The 18860-nt window shown below is 55.0% G+C and carries 14 protein-coding genes; 9 read left to right on the top strand and 5 right to left on the bottom strand.

The genetic code is table 11. The annotated features are described in order from the left end of the window. Positions 1-287 precede the first annotated feature (287 nt). Both QJQ48_RS23180 and QJQ48_RS23175 read right to left on the bottom strand, forming a co-directional pair. Positions 288-614, bottom strand: coding sequence for a hypothetical protein (locus QJQ48_RS23180; protein WP_346293625.1), 327 nt, complete (start codon positions 612-614; stop codon positions 288-290). 256 nt (positions 615-870) lie between these two features. Beyond that, positions 871-2139 (bottom strand): ABC transporter substrate-binding protein, encoded by a 1269-nt coding sequence (locus QJQ48_RS23175; RefSeq protein WP_346293624.1) that lies wholly within the window; start codon positions 2137-2139, stop codon positions 871-873. A 71-nt stretch (positions 2140-2210) separates the two neighbouring features. Between QJQ48_RS23175 and QJQ48_RS23170 the strand changes: the two genes are divergently transcribed. From QJQ48_RS23170 to QJQ48_RS23135, 8 genes are all read left to right on the top strand, one after another. Beyond that, positions 2211-3038 (top strand): mechanosensitive ion channel family protein, encoded by an 828-nt coding sequence (locus QJQ48_RS23170; protein WP_346293623.1) that lies wholly within the window; start codon positions 2211-2213, stop codon positions 3036-3038. A gap of 222 nt (positions 3039-3260) precedes the next feature. Beyond that, the gene (locus tag QJQ48_RS23165) at positions 3261-4676 is read left to right on the top strand and encodes a circularly permuted type 2 ATP-grasp protein (RefSeq protein ID WP_346293622.1); all 1416 of its coding nucleotides are present in this window, start codon (positions 3261-3263) and stop codon (positions 4674-4676) included. 122 nt (positions 4677-4798) lie between these two features. Beyond that, complete coding sequence (locus QJQ48_RS23160; protein ID WP_346293621.1) at positions 4799-5785, top strand: aldo/keto reductase; 987 nt, start codon at positions 4799-4801, stop codon at positions 5783-5785. Between the two features lie 25 nt (positions 5786-5810). After that, positions 5811-6752, top strand: a complete 942-nt coding sequence (locus tag QJQ48_RS23155) for an isopenicillin N synthase family dioxygenase (protein WP_346293620.1) — start codon at positions 5811-5813, stop codon at positions 6750-6752. A gap of 240 nt (positions 6753-6992) precedes the next feature. Further along, entirely contained in the window at positions 6993-8360 is a 1368-nt protein-coding gene (locus QJQ48_RS23150; RefSeq protein ID WP_346293619.1) for a nicotinate phosphoribosyltransferase, read from the top strand. Positions 8361-8454: 94 nt separating this feature from the next. Further along, positions 8455-9060, top strand: coding sequence for a nicotinate-nucleotide adenylyltransferase (locus QJQ48_RS23145; protein ID WP_346293618.1), 606 nt, complete (start codon positions 8455-8457; stop codon positions 9058-9060). Then, positions 9018-9764, top strand: a complete 747-nt coding sequence (locus QJQ48_RS23140) for an NUDIX hydrolase (RefSeq protein ID WP_346293617.1) — start codon at positions 9018-9020, stop codon at positions 9762-9764. Before QJQ48_RS23145 ends, QJQ48_RS23140 begins: the two co-directional genes overlap by 43 nt. A 62-nt stretch (positions 9765-9826) precedes the next feature. Beyond that, positions 9827-11584, top strand: a complete 1758-nt coding sequence (locus QJQ48_RS23135; protein ID WP_346293616.1) for an NAD+ synthase — start codon at positions 9827-9829, stop codon at positions 11582-11584. Between the two features lie 3 nt (positions 11585-11587). On the opposite strand, the gene QJQ48_RS23130 is transcribed toward QJQ48_RS23135, so the two are convergent. Continuing rightward, entirely contained in the window at positions 11588-14866 is a 3279-nt protein-coding gene (locus QJQ48_RS23130) for a PAS domain S-box protein (RefSeq protein WP_346293615.1), read from the bottom strand. A gap of 514 nt (positions 14867-15380) precedes the next feature. Between QJQ48_RS23130 and QJQ48_RS23125 the strand changes: the two genes are divergently transcribed. Then, positions 15381-17798 carry an esterase-like activity of phytase family protein gene (locus QJQ48_RS23125; RefSeq protein ID WP_346293614.1) on the top strand — a complete coding sequence of 806 codons (2418 nt, stop codon included), beginning with the start codon at positions 15381-15383 and terminating at the stop codon, positions 17796-17798. Positions 17799-17867: 69 nt separating this feature from the next. Here the strand turns inward: QJQ48_RS23125 and QJQ48_RS23120 are convergent, their stop codons facing one another. Both QJQ48_RS23120 and QJQ48_RS23115 read right to left on the bottom strand, forming a co-directional pair. Continuing rightward, positions 17868-17996, bottom strand: a complete 129-nt coding sequence (locus QJQ48_RS23120) for a hypothetical protein (protein ID WP_428843081.1) — start codon at positions 17994-17996, stop codon at positions 17868-17870. A 102-nt stretch (positions 17997-18098) separates the two neighbouring features. Continuing rightward, on the bottom strand, positions 18099-18728 hold the full coding sequence (locus tag QJQ48_RS23115) for a type I restriction endonuclease subunit R (protein ID WP_346293613.1): 630 nt from the start codon (positions 18726-18728) through the stop codon (positions 18099-18101). Positions 18729-18860: the final 132 nt, after the last annotated feature.

Genomic DNA, 18860 nt, shown 5'->3' with positions numbered 1-18860 from the left:
AAGACAATACCGACCCCTAACCACCGAGGAATTCTACCGGGCTTGGTCTTGTTGGCGGATTTTGCAGATGATTGACGGGGCTTTTTAGAACTAGACACAAGCTACCTCAGTCAGACAGAGAGGGAAGAGCGATTGCTGAACAAATGGCCTTCAGCGGGCGCTACCGCTTATTTTTAGCAGCATGGTAGCAGGCTTTCAGGAATTTGTCGCAAATTTATAGACGGTCTGGGAAAAGGCCCCATGAGCGGGGATCGGGCACGAAACAAGAATCGCCCACAAAGATGCTGCTAGGGTAGGCGATCGCTGAGCTGACTCAACCCTGGCAGCTTAACTGATTTCCCGCGCCACAGCCGCAAAATTAGCCAAAGATTCACCAAGAAATACCCTGAGCCGATAAAGCTACTGGTTACGAGCAGCCGCAGCGTCCCCGTTTCGGAAACCGCCGCTCCCGCTCCCAGTAGCAGATAAGCACTCAGCCAGCTCAGGGCCAGCACAACCGAGAGCTTACTGACAGATTGGGCTTGGCGATCGCCCTGCTGCAGAATCAGCGTCCACAGAGCCGGAAAGAAGCCAAAGACGGGGATGAGGTAGAGGGAGAGTTTGAGGCGGTGCATGGGTGAGGCAGGGGAGGAGGATGGGGAGGATGGGGAGGGTGGGGAAGATGGGGAGGCAAAGGCAATCGTGGCGATGAGGGGAAAGGAATAGCGTTACTGAATCAAGGGATGAACCTGGGGTTTGTCGGTCATGAGCCAGACGCTCACACGCTCTCGCCTTCATCATCAGATAGGTTAGCGTGAGCATCTTGCTCGCGTTTTAATCCTGCAAGCCTGCTAATACTACTCTAAAGAATCTGTCGCTCTCGCTGTTCCTTCACTTTCCTAAAATCAGCTCCAATCGCCGCTGCGACTGCCGCAGGGCTTCTGCCGGGGGGGTGCCTAGCAGCGAGGCTTCAATGGCACGGCCAAAGTTTTCGGAGAGGTAGGTGTAGCCAGGGATGATGGGCCGCGATCGGGCCCAATCCATTTGCTGGAGGAAGATTTTTAGGGTGGGATTGTCCTGCACAAATTGCTGATAGGCTTCGCTGGCGCGGACAGTGAGGTTGGCGGGCAAATAGCCTGTTTCTAAGGCCCAGGTTTGCTGGAAGTCAGGGCTGAGAACATAGTCGAGGAAGGCATAGGCGGCCTGGGTTTTCTCCGGCGTGGTTTGGCCGAGGAAGAAGCTTTCCCCCCCGACGACGGCGGCAGGTTGTGCTTTGACGGGGAAGGGAAAGACGTCAAAGTCAATGCCAGCATCTCGCAGTTGGGGCAGCGTCCAGGGGCCAGTCACCTGCATCGCAACTTTGCCCGCCATGAAGCTATCGGTTTCATAGCCGCGTTCAGGAGAGGAAAGGACAGCGGAACCGTCCTGGACCAGATCCGCACCGAGCTGTAGGGCCGCGATCGCCCCTGGATTGACCAAGTCAGGCTGGACGCCCTGAGCAATTTGACCGCCCGCACTGTAGACAAAGGGGAGCCAGACAAAGACCGTCCACTCGCCTTTACCCAGAGAGAGAAAAATGCCGTGCTGGTCAGTGCGGCCATCCCCGTTGGTGTCCTGTGTGAGCTGTTGGGCAACGCGGCGCAGGTCGGCCCAGGTTTGCGGCACCTGCTCAATGCCTGCGGCCTGGAACAGGCTGGGACGGTAGAAGATAGCGGCGTTGTTGGTGGCGAAGGGCACAGACCAAATATGCTCTTCCAGGTTCATAGTTTCAATCAGGGCTGGATCAAGCTGATCTTGAAAAGAGGATCTAGCCCACCAGTCGTCAAGGGGCTGGATCGCTTCGAGTTCTACCAGTTGTCCGGTCAGCGTGGGCACATACCAGAGCAGGTCGGGCGCGGCATTGCCGACAACGGCTGTGAGAATTTTGGGAATTTGCTGGTCGGGCTGACCCACGTAAAGGGATTCTACTTCGATGTCAGGATGAGTCTCGTTGAAGCGCTGCACGAGGCTTTGAAAGACTTCCCGGTTGCTGGGCGGACTAATGCCCTGCCAGAGGGTTAGGTGTACGACACCATCGCGGCGGTCGCCTCTCTGACAGCCGTTGAGCAGCAGGCTACCAGCCAGCAGGAGAACGAGAAGCGATCGCAGAATTGGGCGCATAATATATCGACGAGCGGGCTTTCCGCTATGTTACTTTCCCAGACAAACCTTCTGCACTGTAGGTTGAATTTATGGAAGGAATTGCAAATCTAGAAATGCTCACGGGGCAGCTCCAGGCCGTTTCGCTGGAGCTGATGTTGAGGCTAGCTAGCGGCATTGCCATTTTATTCGTGGGGCGCTGGGGCGCAGCGTTTCTACAGCGTTTGCTCAAGCGACTTTTATTTAGAGCTGGCATTGAGCCGACGCTGATTGCCTTTGCTAAAAATATTGTCTACTACGGTATTGTCAGCTTTGCCGTTCTGATTGCCCTGGGGCAGATGGGGATTGAAACGACCTCGCTAATTGCGGCAGTCGGCGCAGCAGGGCTGGCAGTGGGTCTGGCACTGCAAGGGTCGCTGTCTAACTTTGCGGCAGGGGCGCTGATTATTCTGTTTCATCCTTTCCGGGTGGGGGACTGGATTGAAGGCTGCGAGGCTTCTGGCTATGTAGAAGATATTCAGCTTTTAACCACGGTGATTCGCACCCTAGATAACCGGACGGTGATTGTGCCCAACAGCAACCTGATGAGTCACAACATCATCAACTATTCGGCCCAGGGAAAGCTGCGGGTGGATTTGGTGGTGGGGGTTGCCTACAGCGAAGACATTGACCGCGTCAAGGCCATGGTTCAGGAGGAGCTGGCTCAAGACAGCCGGGTGCTCTCAGAGCCGAGTCCGACGGTGGGAGTGCTGGAACTGGCCGATAGCAGCGTCAGCTTGGCGGTACGGCCCTGGACCCGCACCGAAGACTACTGGCCCGTTTACTTTGGCACCTTAGAAAATCTGAAGAAACGTTTTGATCGAGAGGGCATCAAGATCCCCTTCCCACAGCGGGATGTTCATCTTTTTCAAAACAACTAAGGTCAAGATTAATCGCTTCAGCCCAGATACAGCCGCTGTTCCCTATCTCGTTTTAGGGACTAAAACGGGCCTGTCGTAGTCTGACACACTGTTTTTTTGACTACAGTGCGCTATCCTCTTCGCGATCGCCGCCTTTGATCAAACAAAATTTAGAAATACTGCCACTGGCCTCAGCGCCTGTTCAAGTCTTTATCCGTTTGCTAACTAACAACCCCTAAATCTATGACAGTCAGCCTGGATAAGCCTAAAACAATTTATAACGAATACTTTACCCAGTCAGGTCAGCCGCGAGCGGAGACGGCGGGGTTAGCAGAGTGGCTCAATCATCTGTCGGCGGCGCAGCTAGCACAGGCGGAAGCTGCCGCTGAGGCAGCCCTGAGAGACTTGGGGGCGACTTTCGTGGTGGATGGCGAAGAGAGAATCCTGCCGTTTGATATTTTGCCGCGCGTGATTTCAGCTCAGACCTGGCCAAGGCTAGAAGCCGGGCTAAAGCAGCGAGTTGTGGCCCTAAACCGCTTCTGCGCCGATGTCTATAGCAATCAGCACATTGTTCGAGATGGCAAAGTACCGCGCTCAGTGATTGAGTCGGCGGCCCACTTTTTGCCGGAGTGTATGGGGATGCGGCCCCCTGGTGGGGTGTGGTGCCACGTCAGCGGCACCGACCTCGTGCGGGATGCGGACGGTCAGTGGTACGTGCTGGAAGACAATCTGCGGGTACCGTCTGGCATTGCCTACGTGCTCAAAAATCGTCAGGTGATGGAGCGCGTTTTACCGGATCTAATGGAGCAGTTTGCGCCAGCCCCGGTGGATCACTATGCCCAGCAGCTTCACCAAACCCTGCTTGCCGCCGCCTTTGGGGAAAATCCGGCGATCGCCGTTTTGACTCCCGGCCCGCGCGAATCCGCCTACTTTGAACATGCGCTGCTAGCAGAGCAGATGGGCGCGGCCCTAGTACAGCCCCAGGACTTGGCGATCGCAGACGGCTATTTGCACTACCAGCGCGACCAGGGCCTGCACAAAATTGACGTGCTCTACCGTCGCGGCGATGTGCCTTTGTTTAATCAGTTTCAGCCGTCGGGCTATCCCTCCGGGGTGGCGGCGCTGATTGAGCTTTGTCAGGCGCGGCGCTTGGCGGTGGCGAATGCTATCGGCGCGGGGGTGGCAGACGATAAGGTGATCTATGCCTATGTCCCCGACATGATTCGCTACTACCTGGGAGAGGACCCCATTTTGCCGAATGTGCCCACCTATCTGTGCTGGCGCGAGAGCGATCGCCAGTATGTGCTAGAGCATCTAGATGAGCTAGTCGTCAAAGCGGCCAGCGAAGAAGGGGGGCGCGGCATGTTAATTGGCCCTCATGCCTCCCCGGCAGAGCGAGAGGAATTTGCCGCCAAAATCCGCGATCGCCCCAGAGACTATATGGCTCAGCCCACGATTTATCTATCCCAGATTCCGACGGTGATTGACGGCAAGCTGGAAGGCCGCCATGTCGATCTGCGGCCCTATGTTTTAGCCCAGGGTGATGAGGTTTATGTGCATCCCGGTGGTCTAACCCGCGTGGCGCTGAAGAAAGGATCCCTGGTGGTCAACTCGACTCAGGGCGGCGGCAGTAAGGACACCTGGGTGCTGCAGCGATAGACTGGCAGCTTTCACAGATCATGTCCCCGTAAAGCTCCAGATTTCAGTCCTAGGCGGTGCAGCCAGAAGCGATATGTTTTAAATAGCTAAGCGACCTTTGCTATCGAACAACGCTAATCTCTATGACTGACGCCAAGACGCCATCTTTGATGCTGCCCGCGATGGGCTGTGGAACTTGGGCCTGGGGTAATCGGCTGCTATGGGGCTACGATCCGCAGATGGATCAGCAGCTGCAGGCGGTGTTTAATCACTGCGTGGCTAACGGTGTCACCCTATTTGATACAGGCGATTCCTACGGTACGGGGCGGCTAAACGGTCGCAGCGAGCAGCTTCTCGGCCAGTTTGCGCAAGCCTATAGCGGTCTCAACCAGGAAAAAATCTGCATTGCCACCAAGCTAGCGGCTTACCCCTGGCGGCTGACGCGGGGGGCAATGGTGGCTGCCTGTCAGGCTTCGGCCCAGCGCCTAGGACGACCAGTGGACTTGGTGCAAATGCACTGGTCTACCGCCAACTATGCCCCCTGTCAGGAGTGGCCGCTGCTGGAGGGCTTGGGAGATCTCTACGAGCAGGGCGCGGTCAAAGGCGTAGGCTTGTCTAACTACGGCCCCAAACGACTGGAAAAGGTGCACAAACGGCTTGCCGCGCGGGGCGTCCCGATCGCGACGCTGCAGGTACAGTACTCGCTGCTGTCCACCTATCCCGTGGCTGAGCTAGACCTTAAAGCGGTGTGCGATCAGCTCGGCATTCAGCTCATTGCCTACAGCCCGCTGGCTTTGGGGCTGCTGACGGGCAAGTACAGCTTAGAGGGCAATTTGCCGCGAGGACTGCGGGGCTTTTTGTTTAGAAATTTGCTGCCGGGGATTCAGCCAGTGCTGGACTGCCTGGGAGCGATCGCGGCTGAGCGAGACCAGACAATGGCTCAGGTGGCGCTGAACTGGTGCATTTGCAAGGGGGCAATGCCGATTCCCGGCGCGAAATCGCTGGAGCAGGCCCAACAAAATTTGGGGGCGCTGGGCTGGCAGCTCAGCGACGGCGAAGTCACGGCCCTAGATCGGGCGGCCGCTGGCACAGACAAGCAGATGGTGCAAAATATTTTTCAAACCCGCTAGCGCTTTAATATTTCTATCTCTGCTTATGTCTGACACCCTGCCGATTATCGACTTTGCCCCTTTTTTGGCGGGCAACGCAGCCCAGAAAGCCACCGTCGCCCAGCAGGTTTACCAAGCCTGTCATCAAATAGGCTTTATGTATCTAAAACATCTGCGGATTCCCAGCCCGCTGACGGCCCGCCTGTTTGAGCAATCCCGCCAGTTTTTTGCGCTGCCGCTAGCGGCAAAGCAGGCGATCGCTTGGTCAGAGGCCACCAGCAATCGCGGCTATGTAGGCTTGGGGCGAGAGCGCCTAGATCCGGCTCAGCCCGGCGATTTGAAAGAAGCGTTCAACATTGGCCGCGAACCGACCGACGCGGTTGCCGATGCAGTCCTCAACCAGTGGCCCGATCCCAAGACCCTGCCCCATTTTCGCGCTACTGCTCTAGAGTTTTACCGCGCGGCCATCGGCGCGGCCTCAGACGTACTGCGGGCAATGGCGATCGCGCTCAATTTACCAGAAACCCTGCTGGCAGAGGCCCACAGTCAGCAAGACCAAACCCTGCGCCTGCTGCACTACCCGCCGTTATCCGCCGCGCCGCAAACGGGACAAACCAGAGCCGGGGCGCACAGCGACTATGGCAGTATTACCCTGCTGTTTCAAGATGACATTGGCGGGCTAGAAGTCCGTACGCGCCAGGGTAAGTGGCTAGCGGCCCCGGCGATCGCGGGGGCGGTGCTGGTCAATACGGGCGACCTGATGGAGCGCTGGACGAACCACGAATTTTGCTCGACCCTGCACCGGGTACGCCTGCCGGATGCCGCCGTCAGGCAGCGATCGCGCGACTCTATTGCTTTTTTCTGCCAGCCTAATCCGGATGCTGAGATTGCCTGTTTGGAAACCTGTCAAACAGGCGATCGCCCACCGCTATACCCGCCAATCAAAGCAGGAGACTATTTGCTCAGCAAGCTGCAGGCCACCTATTGAAGCCTGCCAGATTGTTCTTGAGGTCATCGCCATCAGCCGTGGTGACGATTTTTGAAAATTCTTACTATAAATATTCGGCTGCTAATTCAGAGCCGTTCTGAGTTTTGAGCTGTTAACTATCTGGACTCACCCTAAATCCTCAGCGGTGTTTAAAGATCCGATGAACTTATTGGCAGCCTACTGGAACTCAATCGGTTATTTTTGGTTAAAATAACCATAAGTTATCTTTGGCTCACTCATATGAAAAGCGCTGCCTTACAGGTCACCCCCGATAACTATGGCTTGCTGACCGACCTCTATCAGCTAACGATGGCCGCCTGCTATGCCGGAGAAGGGCTAGATCAGCGGCGGGCTAGCTTTGAGCTGTTTGTGCGTCATCTGCCCGCTGGCTTTGGCTACCTGATTGCGATGGGGCTGGCTCAGGCGCTGGAATACTTGGAGAATTTTCGCTTCGGGCCAGAGCAGGTCGCGGCCCTACAGGCTACTCAGGTTTTCACAGACGTGCCCGATCGCTTTTGGGATTTACTGGCGAACGCTGAGTTTACCGGGGACGTTTGGGCCGTTCCGGAAGGTACCGCTATTTTTGCCAGCGAGCCGCTGCTGAGGGTGGAAGCGCCCCTGTGGCAGGCGCAGATTGCCGAAACCTACCTGCTCAACACCCTCAACTATCAAACCCTGATCGCTACTCGTGCCGCTCGGATGCGAGATATGGCCGGGACAGAGGCCAAGATTTTAGAATTTGGTACCCGGCGGGCTTTTAGTCCCCAGGCTTCCCTGTGGGCGGCGCGAGCGGCGATCGCGGCGGGCTTGGACTCTACCTCAAATGTCTTGGGCGCGATCCAGCTAGGGGAAAAGCCCACGGGGACAATGGCCCATGCCCTAGTGATGGCGCTGTCGGCGGTTGAGGGGAATGAGGCCAAGGCGTTTGCCGCCTTTCATCGCTATTTTCCGGGAGCGCCGCTGCTGATTGACACCTACGACACGGTGGAAGCGGCTCGCTATTTGGCTGAGCAGGTGAAAGCGGGCCAGCTGGAACTGGCCGGGGTGCGGCTCGATTCCGGCGATTTGGTAGAGCTGTCTAAAACCGTGCGATCGCTGCTGCCTGCCGAAGTGGCTATCTTTGCCAGCGGCGACCTCGATGAATACGAGATTGCTCGCCTGCGGCAGGCCGGAGCGCAGATTGACGGCTACGGCATTGGCACTAAGCTGGTGACGGGGACGCCGGTAAACGGCGTTTACAAAATTGTGGAAATTGACGGCATTCCGGTGATGAAAAAGTCTAGCGGCAAAGTTACCTATCCTGGACGTAAGCAGATCTTTCGCCGGTTTGCAGGGGAAAAAATCACGGGCGATCGCCTCGCTTTGGCAGATGAATCCCCCCAAGCTGGAGAAACTCCCGTTTTGCAGCAGGTGATGGCCCAGGGACAACGGCTGCTGCCCGATGACTCACTATCAGCGATCGCTCAGCGTACGGCGAAAAGCGTGGCTAGCCTACCAGATGCGGCGCGAGCGATTGAGCAGCCAACGCCGCTAGAAGTCACCCTTTCGCAGGCGCTGGCAGACACCACCGAGCAAACCCGCCAGCGCCTGAGCGAAACGGCTCTCTAAGTCGGGCATGAGCAGACGGCGATCGCCTGCGCCCGCAATAATAAAAATCTGTCAGTCAGAAGTTTATCCGTCGATCTCTTTTCCAATCTCGTCTATGGCTAAAGTTGCTCTATTTGGAACCAGCGCCGATCCGCCGCATCAGGGGCATCGATCCATTTTGCAGTGGTTGGCTAGGCGCTACGATCAGGTAGCCGTGTGGGCCGCAGACAACCCTTTCAAAGCCCACCAAACGTCCCTGAGCGATCGCGCTGCCATGCTGAGCCTGCTAATTCAGGATTTAGAAGCGCCGCGCCATAACGTCCAGCTTTGTCCTGAACTCAGCCACTCTCGCACCCTGTTCTCAGTGGAGCAGGCCCAAAAGATCTGGCCGCAAGCAGAGCTATCCTTAGCGATTGGAGCTGATCTGGTCCGGCAGCTACCCCGCTGGTACCGCGCGGCTGAGATTCTGCGGCAGGTGAGCATTGTGGTCTTTCCGCGACCCGGCTATACCCTAGACCCTCAGGATTTAGAAAAGCTGAGGCAGCTAGGCGCGGCGGTGGCGATCGCCGAAGGGCCAGAACTGCACGATGTTTCGTCTACGGATTATCGCCAGTGCGAAGAAAACGCCGGGGTGCCCACCATCATCCAAGCCTACATCGATCAAAACGATCTCTACCTATGCCCGGAAAACTCCAAAGAAAAGCTGCCGATCCGGTCTTAGTGTCGCCTTTAGCGGATTTCAAGGTCGGCGTCGATAACGTGATCTTTTCAGTCGATATTGAACAGAACCGGCTGCTGGTGTTGGTCGTGATGCGCCATGAAGATCCCTATCTAGGCTACTGGAGTTTGCCAGGAACCCTAGTGCGTCAGGGAGAATCCCTGGAAGACGCCGCTTACCGGGTGCTAGCCGAAAAGATTCGGGTCAAAAACCTTTATCTGGAGCAGCTCTACACGTTTGGGGGGCCAGACCGGGATCCCAGAGAAGCCAAAGACGCTTTTGGTATCCGTTACCTCTCCGTCAGCCATTTTGCTCTGGTACGCTTTGCTGAGGCAGAGCTGATTGCCGATGGCGTTAGCGGTATTGCCTGGTATCCCCTCAGCCGGGTACCCAAGCTGGCTTTTGATCACAACCAGATTTTGACCTACGGCTATCAGCGCCTGCGCAACAAGCTAGAATACAGCCCCATTGCCTTTGACGTGCTGCCGGAAGTATTCACCCTGGGCGATCTCTACCAGTTCTACACCACGGTTCTAGGCGAAGATTTTTCGGATTACTCCAATTTCCGGGCGCGGCTGTTGAAGCTGGGCTTTTTGCAAGATACGGGGGTCAAAGCCTCGCGCGGCGCTGGCCGACCCGCCAGCCTCTATCGCTTCGATGCCGCCGCTTTTGAACCGCTGAAAAATAAACCGCTGGTATTTGTTTAATAGATCTATGCTCAGGGCATACGGCCCCTGCCTCCCCAGGTCAACCCCATTTTTGAATGCTCATGAAAATTGGACTGGCTCAACTGAACCCCACCGTTGGCGATCTTACCGGCAATGCCCAACAAATTCTCCAGAGCGCCCGCCAAGCCGCCCGGCAGGACGTGCGGCTGCTGCTGACGCCGGAGCTGTCTCTCTGCGGCTATCCCCCTAGAGATCTGCTGATGCGTCGCAGCTTCATTGACGATATGTGGCAGGTTTTAGCGGGCTTGGCGGCTGACTTACCGGCGGGCCTAGCTGTTTTGGTCGGATTTGCTGAGGCCAATAGCGTTGCTTCTAACCGGGGGGGCAAATCCCTATACAACAGCACCGCCCTGCTGCTAGACGGTCAGATCCAGCAGATTTTTCACAAGCGGCTGCTGCCTACTTACGACGTGTTTGACGAAGACCGCTATTTTGAACCGGGCTATCAGGTCAACCGCTTTCAGCTAGACGGCCTTACTTTTGGCGTCACCGTCTGCGAAGACCTGTGGAACGACGAAGAGTTTTGGGGCAGGCGGACTTACAAAGTTAACCCGATCGCAGACTTAGTCCAGCACGGCGTTGACTTGGTGGTCAATCTATCCGCCTCTCCCTACAGCGTCGGTAAGCAAAAGCTGCGCGAGGCCATGCTCAGCCACAGCGCTAAGCGCTACGGCTGCTCGATTATCTATACCAATCAGGTGGGCGGCAATGACGACCTCATCTTTGACGGCAGCAGCGTTGTGGTCGATCGCCAGGGTAAGCTGATTAGCCGCTCTGCCGCCTTTACCGCCAGCTTAGCCGTAGTTGAATACGACACGGTTTTAGAAGACTTTGTCCCCGCTCAGATTGCCGCCCGCCCCGGCAGCGAAGCCGCAGAAATGTGGTCAGCCTTGGTGCTGGGGGTGCAGGACTATGGCCGCAAGTGTGGCTTTGCCAAAGCGGTGATTGGCCTCAGCGGCGGGATTGATTCGTCTTTAGTCGCGGCGATCGCTGTAGCCGCGTTTGGCCCGGAAAACGTGCTAGGCGTCCTCATGCCTTCTCCTTACAGCTCCGACAGTTCCCTGACTGACGCAGCCGCCCTAGCTGAAAACTTGAGTATCCGCACCGAAACTCTGCCTATTGGCGACCTGATGCAGGGCTACGATTGCACCTTTACCGATATATTTGCCGGCACTGAGTTTGGCGTTGCGGAAGAAAATATCCAGTCCCGCATTCGCGGCAACCTGCTGATGGCCATCTCCAACAAGTTTGGCTATCTGCTGCTCTCGACCGGCAATAAGTCGGAAATGGCGGTGGGCTACTGCACCCTCTACGGCGACATGAACGGCGGACTGGCGGTGATTGCAGACGTGCCGAAGACGCAGGTGTATGAGATTTGTCGGTGGCTGAATCAAGAGAGGGGGGAACACGGGGACGTAAAGACACGGGGAGAGCTAATTCCTGCCAGTGTCCTCTCTAAAGCGCCCAGCGCGGAACTCAAGCCCGATCAAAAAGATGCGGATTCCTTGCCCTCTTATGAGGTGTTAGACGATATTCTAGAGCGCCTAGTGCAGCGGCAAGAGTCGGCGGCCCAGATTGTGGCGGCGGGGCACGAGCCAGCGATTGTGGATCGGGTCATCAAACTGGTGACGCGGGCGGAGTTTAAGCGGCGGCAGGCTCCCCCGGTGCTAAAAGTAACCGATCGCGCCTTTGGCATGGGCTGGCGTATGCCGATTGCCAGCCGCTGGTCGCTGCACTTGTCAGCGGCTAAGCCGGCAGCAGAGACGGCTACTGGCTCGGCTGTTCGAGGCCATAGCTAAGTCCTATTGGTTGGGGCTAGTCGCCTCATCTGAGGTCGTTGGCAAGTGAACGGTGAAAGTCGTGCCCTTGAGCGGTACGCTGGCAAACGAAAGCGTACCACCATGCAGCTCAACGCACCGTTTGACAATTGATAGCCCCAGTCCTGTGCCCTGAGTGGCCCCGACGTTGGTGCCTCGGTGAAAAGATTCAAACAGGTGTTCTTGGTCGCTGGGCAAAATCCCAATCCCCTCATCGGTGACGCTGAGGGCAACGGTTTGCGGGTAGCGTTTGAGGCTGAGGGTGATACAGGTGCCCGCTGCGGAATATTTGACGCCGTTAGAGATGAGATTGACCAGTATTTGCCGCAGCAGTTTGGGATCAATTTTGACTAGCCAGGCTGCCGTATTGTCGGGCCAGTCTGAAGCATCTTCTAACATTACCTTCAGCGTGTGTTCAGCCGCATTGAACTGCATATCTTCAATCAGCTCTTGGCAAAAGGCCGCTAGATCGAGCGCTACGGGGGCGCAGTCTACCCGGCCAGAATCGACGCGATTGAGCAGCAGAATATCGTCTAAGAGCTGGGTTGTATGGTGTACGTAGGTTTGAATCGTCTCTAAATGGCGCTGTTTGCGGCTTTCGCTGAGCTTATGGCCAAAGTCTTTGAGAATACCCGCCGAAGAGGCAATCACGGCTAGAGGGGTGCGAAATTCATGGGAAGTCATGGAAACGAAGCGCGACTTCAGCTCGCTCAGCTCCCGTTCTCGCTGCAGGGCTTTTTGCATCTCGGTTTCAGCCTGTTTGCGATCGCTAATATCTAGGGCATTGCCGATCACCTGAGTTACCGTCCCGTCGGCATCGCGCATAAACACGGTATCCACGCTTTCAAACCAGGCCCAATAGCCTTTAGCTGTTCGGACGCGATATTCCAAAGACAACAGCTCACCATCGTTAGCGGCGCTGAGCTGTCGCAGATAGCTGTTGAAGCGGGGGAAGTCCTCCGGGTGCATCACGCTGGCTAGAAAGTTGAGGCTCGCTTCCGGAATTTGGCGATCGCGGTAGCCCAAAACAATAGCCAGGTCGCGGTTGGTGTAGACAGTAGCCTGCTGTACCAGGTCAAAAATATAGACCAGGCTGGGGGAGGTTTCGGTAATTTGCTGCAGCAGGTGGCGGCTCTTGCGCAGGGCTTGCTCTGCCTGCTTGCGATCGCCAATGTCTTCAATTAGCCCTAGCAGGTGAGCCGGTTCCCCGTCGGTATAGCATATGCGGGAAATGATGAGATTGGCCCACAGGGGCGTACCGTCCTTGTGAACATAGCGCTTTTCCAAAGAGAGGCGATCGCGCTGGCCCGCTAGGAGTTCTTGGGTAGGCTGTCTGTGAAGTTCTCGGTCAGCCGCATAGGTCAGATCTGCAAAGGTATGGTGTTTGAGTTCCTCAGCCGCATAGCCCAGCCACTGACAAAGTTTCGGATTCACCATCAAGAAGTGTCCGCTGAGGTCGGCCAGGACAATACCCAAGGGGTTAGCTTCAAAAATACGGCGAAATCGCGCTTCGCTATGCTGTAGGGCTTCAGATGTTTGCTGCCGTTCTAGCTCGGCTCCGGCCCGTCCGGCAAAGATGCGCAAAATTTGCTCAATCCGCTCAGAATAGGGAAACGGCTTGTCGTCTAAAACGCAGAGCAGGCCAATTGTTTCCCCCTGACTATCGGTAAGCGCAATGCCGTAATAGCTATCAGCCTCTGACTGGCTCAGACCTGAATCGTCGGGAAACTGTCGCCGGAGCCAGCGCGGACAGTGATAGCTGCCTGTCTGCAAGACTAATTGACAAGGAGAGTTGGCGATTTCCCATGTTTGAGGAACGACGGCATCTGCTGCCGCAAAGGCGGCAATCACTTCTAAATGAGGAGAGTCTTCGTTCAGCTCAGTCACAATCGCATAGCGGACATCAAGTACCTGAGCTAAGTAATGCACTAAAGCCGGAAAAAAGTCTCTACCAATGACCGCTGCCGTACCCGATGCCAAATTTCTCAGAATGTGCTCACTCCGCTTGGAATCAGTAATATCGCGGGCATTAACAACAACGGCTTCAATTTCACCAGACTCTATGTAGACTGGACTCAAAATATATTCAAAATCTCGCATTCCCTGCACGGTCGCCAGTCGCTTTTGATAAGTCTTGCTCTGACCTGTGGTAATAACCGTGGCGATTTGCTGCTCAAACTTAGCAGCCAGCGTTTCTGAAAGCCCCAGTTCGCGCCCCGTTTTGCCAATCATCTCGCTGGCAGTCAGGCCCAAAATGGCGGCTCCCTGCAGGCTGACATAGCGCAAACAATAGCCGCGATCGAAGCAATAGATCGGATCTGAAGACGACGATAAGATGGCATCTAGAGTTTGGGCCTGTTGGGCTAGCTCATAGGTTCGATTTTCTAAACCTTCCTGCAGCCGTTTGGTAAACTTGGCCAAATTTCGATTCTGAACCTGAAGCTGCACCAGCAGGCGATCGCGCTCTTGTTTAATCTGCTTGCGATCGTGAATATCCGTATTAGCGCCTACCATGCGAATCGGATTCCCCTGACTATCCCAAACCGCTTTTCCCCGCGAAAAAATCCACTTATAGCTACCGTCTTTGCAGCGCATCCGATATTCAACTGCATATTCGGGAATAGTCTGATCCAGATAAGCCTGCTGGGTGGCAGCGACTTCTTTGCGATCCTGAGGATGAACTAAATTTGTCCAGGTGATTGGCTTCATATCGATATCGCTTCTGTCATAGCCCAAAATAGCCAGCCACCGATCAGAGCGAAAAACCTGATTATTCTGAATATCCCAGTCCCAAATACCGTCATTGCAGCCTTCAATCGCTAGCTGCCATCGCTCTTCGCTTTGTTGCAGTCGCTGTAGCTTTGACGATATAGGGGAGAACTTATTTTCAGTCGGACGGCAGAGCAGCCAGTAGCTTTCCTGATGAAAGCGGCTGCGGGTTGCAAAAGTTTGCCAGGAACCGTCTTTTTTCTGAAACTGAAACTCAACGGGTTCGGTTGCTTGAGGCTGCTGCCTTGCCTGATCAAACATCTGCAAGACCAGCTCCACTTCTTCAGGATTGATCAGCGATAGCCAACCCTTGCCCTGTAGTTCGGCGGCTGACCAGCCAGTCACGAGCAACCAGTGTGGCGAAAGCTCAGCGCAGCTCAGATCTAGCTGTAGACAACAGATTAAGGCCGGTGTTTCAGCAAAGAAAGCGTGTAAGTTACTTTGCCCTTGAACCAACTGCTGTATCTGAGGTTCTACGGCTGAAGTTTCTGTCACGTATAGTCTCCTGACGGCTGAGAACGTCTGCTATCGCAGTTTGCAATGGATCAGCAAAGTAATTCAATTCTCTATTCGGCTATAGATAGCAAACTCAAGAATTTATCTGTCCTTTAAAGAGTGACGACACCTTCAATTAAGATAGCCCAATCAATCTAAAAACAATCAGTGATGCTGCCTGTAATGTCTAGTGGACTACAAAGAAAATGTCAGGCTGACCGCGATCGCATTATTGCCAACTCTGCTCAAAAATTGGCCACCCGCCCTCAAACAGAATTAATTGCAGTGATTGCAGTGGCAGGTTCTTACGTAAATTTTTAATGAATGTGTTCTTCTATACGCAGGTGAGTTGACGGGAATCACTAGGTTTGCCACAAGGGCATTCTATCCCCGCAAAATTACTGAAGCGATTTAGCCCCTTAAAGGCTGCTGCCCCTAAAGGTCATTAAATCCTCCAGCGAGGATAGAGCGCTTGAGAATTACGGTGCACTCAAGCCATTCACTTGTATTAGAGATGAAAAAGAAACTCATAGCCTCATCCTTGCTCCTGGCAGGTATTCTAGGGATCTCCCTTAGCAGTCAAATGCAGGCCCAAGAGTGTCCTGAACTGACTTCATACATGATTGATGAAGATGGGCAGTGCATTGACCTGAGTGATTGGGAGCCTGAGATTGAGCCTGATAGCGAGGATGACGAGGCCAACGAAGGCGAGGTTTTTCAGCGAATTGCTTCATTCCCGGTGTTTCTCAACACTGATATTGACTCGCAGACCGTGGCTGAAATTGTGTCAGTTAGCAAAGATGGCAACACGCTGATCTATACAGACTCAGAAACTGAGAATATTGGGTTTGTCGATATCCGCAATCCGGCTAGTCCTCGGCCTGCTGGCGTGGTGGCTGTGGGCGGTGAACCGACATCAGTAGTGGTCAAAGGCCGCTTTGCTTTAGTCGGCGTCAACACTTCAGAGAGCTTTGTGCAGCCCAGCGGCAAGCTGGTGGTGGTCGATATTCGGCGGCAACGGGTTGTAAGAGAAATTGAGCTGGGAGGACAGCCTGATTCTGTGGCGATTAGCCCCAACGAGAGATACGCCGCGATCGCGATTGAAAATGAGCGGGATGAAGATCTCGGTGACGGTCGGCCGCCTCAGCAGCCGGGGGGCTTCTTGGTCATCGTTGAAACCGCTGGCAGCCCCCGCAGCTGGACGACCCGCAGCGTTGATCTAGACGGCGTAGCCGATCTCTTCCCCAACGACCCGGAGCCGGAATATGTAGACATCAATCAGGACGATGTTGCCGTTGTGACGCTGCAGGAGAACAACTACGTCGTTTTAGTTGACTTACCCAGCGGCAACATCGTCAATGACTGGAGCGCAGGCACCGCTGACCTCAGCCAGATTGATACCCTAGAGAATAGCCTAATCGAGCTGAATAGCAGCCTCAGCAATATTCCCAGAGAACCCGATGGCGTCACCTGGCTGCCCGGTAACTTAATTGCCACCGCTGATGAGGGCGATCTCGACGGCGGCAGTCGCGGCTTTACCCTTTTTGACCGCAGTGGCCGGATGCTGTTCACCGCAGGCAACTCGGTAGAGCAGCTCGTGACGCGCATCGGTCATTACCCAGAGGAACGTTCTGAAAATAAGGGCAATGAGCCAGAGAATGTCACCTACGGTCAGTTTGGCCGCGATCGCCTGCTGTTTGTCGGTTCTGAGCGCTCTAGCGTTGTTCTGGTTTACAGACTAACGGGCAATAATCAGCCGCCGGAACTGCTGCAAATTCTACCGACCGGTGTTGCCCCAGAAGGACTGCTAGCCATTCCCAAACGCAATCTGTTTGTCGTGGCTAGCGAAGAAGACAGCCGTGAGGACGGCATTCGCTCCGCTATCAACATTTATCGGCGTGATGAGGGAACGCCAGACTATCCCAAGATTGCCTCTGCCAATGGCTCAAACGGCCTGCCGATTCCCTGGGGCGCGCTCTCTGATCTGGCAGTAGACCCCAGCCGCCCCAATACCGCCTACACCGTTTATGACAGCTTCTACCAAAAGAGCCGCATCTTCGCCCTAGACATTAGCCAAACCCCAGCTCTACTCAACCGCGAAATTGTTCTCAGGGACACCCAAGGCCAGCTTGCGGCGGTGGATGCTTCGCTCGTTAACCCTGATCAGACGGTGAATCTCGATCCCGAAGGGGTGACTGTCCGCGCGGACGGCGGATTCTGGGTAGCCTCTGAAGGGGCCGGTACGGTGGGCGATCCGGATAACCCCTTTGAAACCCTGAATCTGCTGCTGCGGGTTGAACCTGATGGGGCGATCGCCGAAGTAGTCACGCTACCAGCCGCTGTTAATAGCCGTCAGGTGCGTTTTGGCTATGAGGGCGTGGCCAGCATCGGTCGCGGCACTAACGAAGATGTTTACGTAGCCTTCCAGCGAGAGTGGGCTGGCGATCCGGAAAATCGCGTCCGGATTGGTCGTTATGACACGGCTACGGGTGAGTGGGCCTTCTTCTACTATCCAATTGAAGATCCCACCTCTCCTAACGGCGGCTGGGTGGGCTTATCTTCTCTGACGCCTTTAGGAAATGGCGAATTTCTCGTAGTTGAACGCGACAATCAGGCTGGCGCTGATGCGCGCATCAAGCGGCTCTACCGCTTCTCGGTTAGCGGTTTAGCTCCCACAGCCGATCCGGGGGCCGGAGTGACGCCCAATTTCCCGGTCGTCAACAAGCGGCTTGTGCGAGATTTGATTCCGGCCCTAGAAGCGACTGGCGGTTTAATTCTGGAGAAAATTGAAGGCTCAGCCGTGTTACCCAACGGCACTATCCTCATCGTCAATGACAACGACGGGGTGGATGATTCCAACGGCGAGACACAGCTTATTCGGCTATCCGGCGGAACGTCTGGAGATGGGCCAGATGACGAAGACGATGAGTAAAAACTGCGTTATCTAGCTTCGAGCCGCGCTGGTTTCGACTTCGCTCAACCAGCGCGGCCTGTTCTCTTGTTATGTTTGCTGTCTAATCCACTGCCGCAGATTTTGCTCTGCCTCAATTTCATCTATTTCAGCCGCCGCCAAAAAATCGTACAGTTTCTGCTTAGGTACTCGCGGAAACGTGGGGCTAGCGAAAGACAACCCGCTGCTCTCCAAGGGGTTGTGCTGGTTTGGCAGGATAGGCGAGGACCATTGATCTAGAAAGATATCTGAGTTAGGACTTTTCTAAGTTTTTCCGGTAATTTAAGCCATCCTCTGTTTAATCTGTTTCAAAATTCTAACGACCCGGTGCAGGTTATTGTTTTCATCTGCCAGCAGCGTAAATTTATAGGACAGGGCGTACTGTCGCTTAGCCCGATTTAGCTTCAAAAAAATGTAGTCTTCTCCGGTGGTTACCAAGCCATACACGACAGGCTGCGTAGGCGGATACGCCATCATATAGGCCAAAGTTTGGGGAACGGCTTGCAGCACGCTGAAACCAAAGTGTTTAGCCTCTATAAGATTGATCCAAAGCTGATTTTGCACTATCAGCGCATCAATGCGTCCCCGTAAAACCGTGTCTTCGTTTTCAATTGCAATCTCGACGTAGCGCTCTCCGCGAATCCGATAGGGCGAGTCACAAAGGCCCAGCAGCTCTAGCAGAGGGGATACTAAAATGACGTTGACGGTGCCCTCTGAGATGAAGCCTTCTGCGGCATAGTCCAGATAGCGATCGCCGTAGTGTGCTAAAGCCGCTTTCTCGTGCTCACTCAGCTCCGGTAGATCTGTTTGCCACTCTGGGAAAAAATCACGGTTAGCCCGGCGCAAATCAAAGCGTCGATGCGCCTCGTTGAGATCGGTGATGGCTTCAGTCACCGCGATGGTCTGCACCATGAACTACCCTCGACAATTTATAGAAACCCAGCATTGCCTCTTCCAGTTTGGCCTAAACGCAAAAAGTTAGCTTGAAGGCTGGCTAGGGACTCCGCTAGGCAGTAGGCTAGGACTGGCGATTTTGGGCACACC

It is taken from the genome of Sphaerothrix gracilis Ecp01 (assembly GCF_030405905.1).
Lineage (GTDB): Bacteria > Cyanobacteriota > Cyanobacteriia > Phormidesmidales > Phormidesmidaceae > Sphaerothrix > Sphaerothrix gracilis.
The sequence above is the reverse complement of the archived record's forward strand: the minus strand, read 5'-3'. Positions and strand labels throughout refer to the sequence as shown.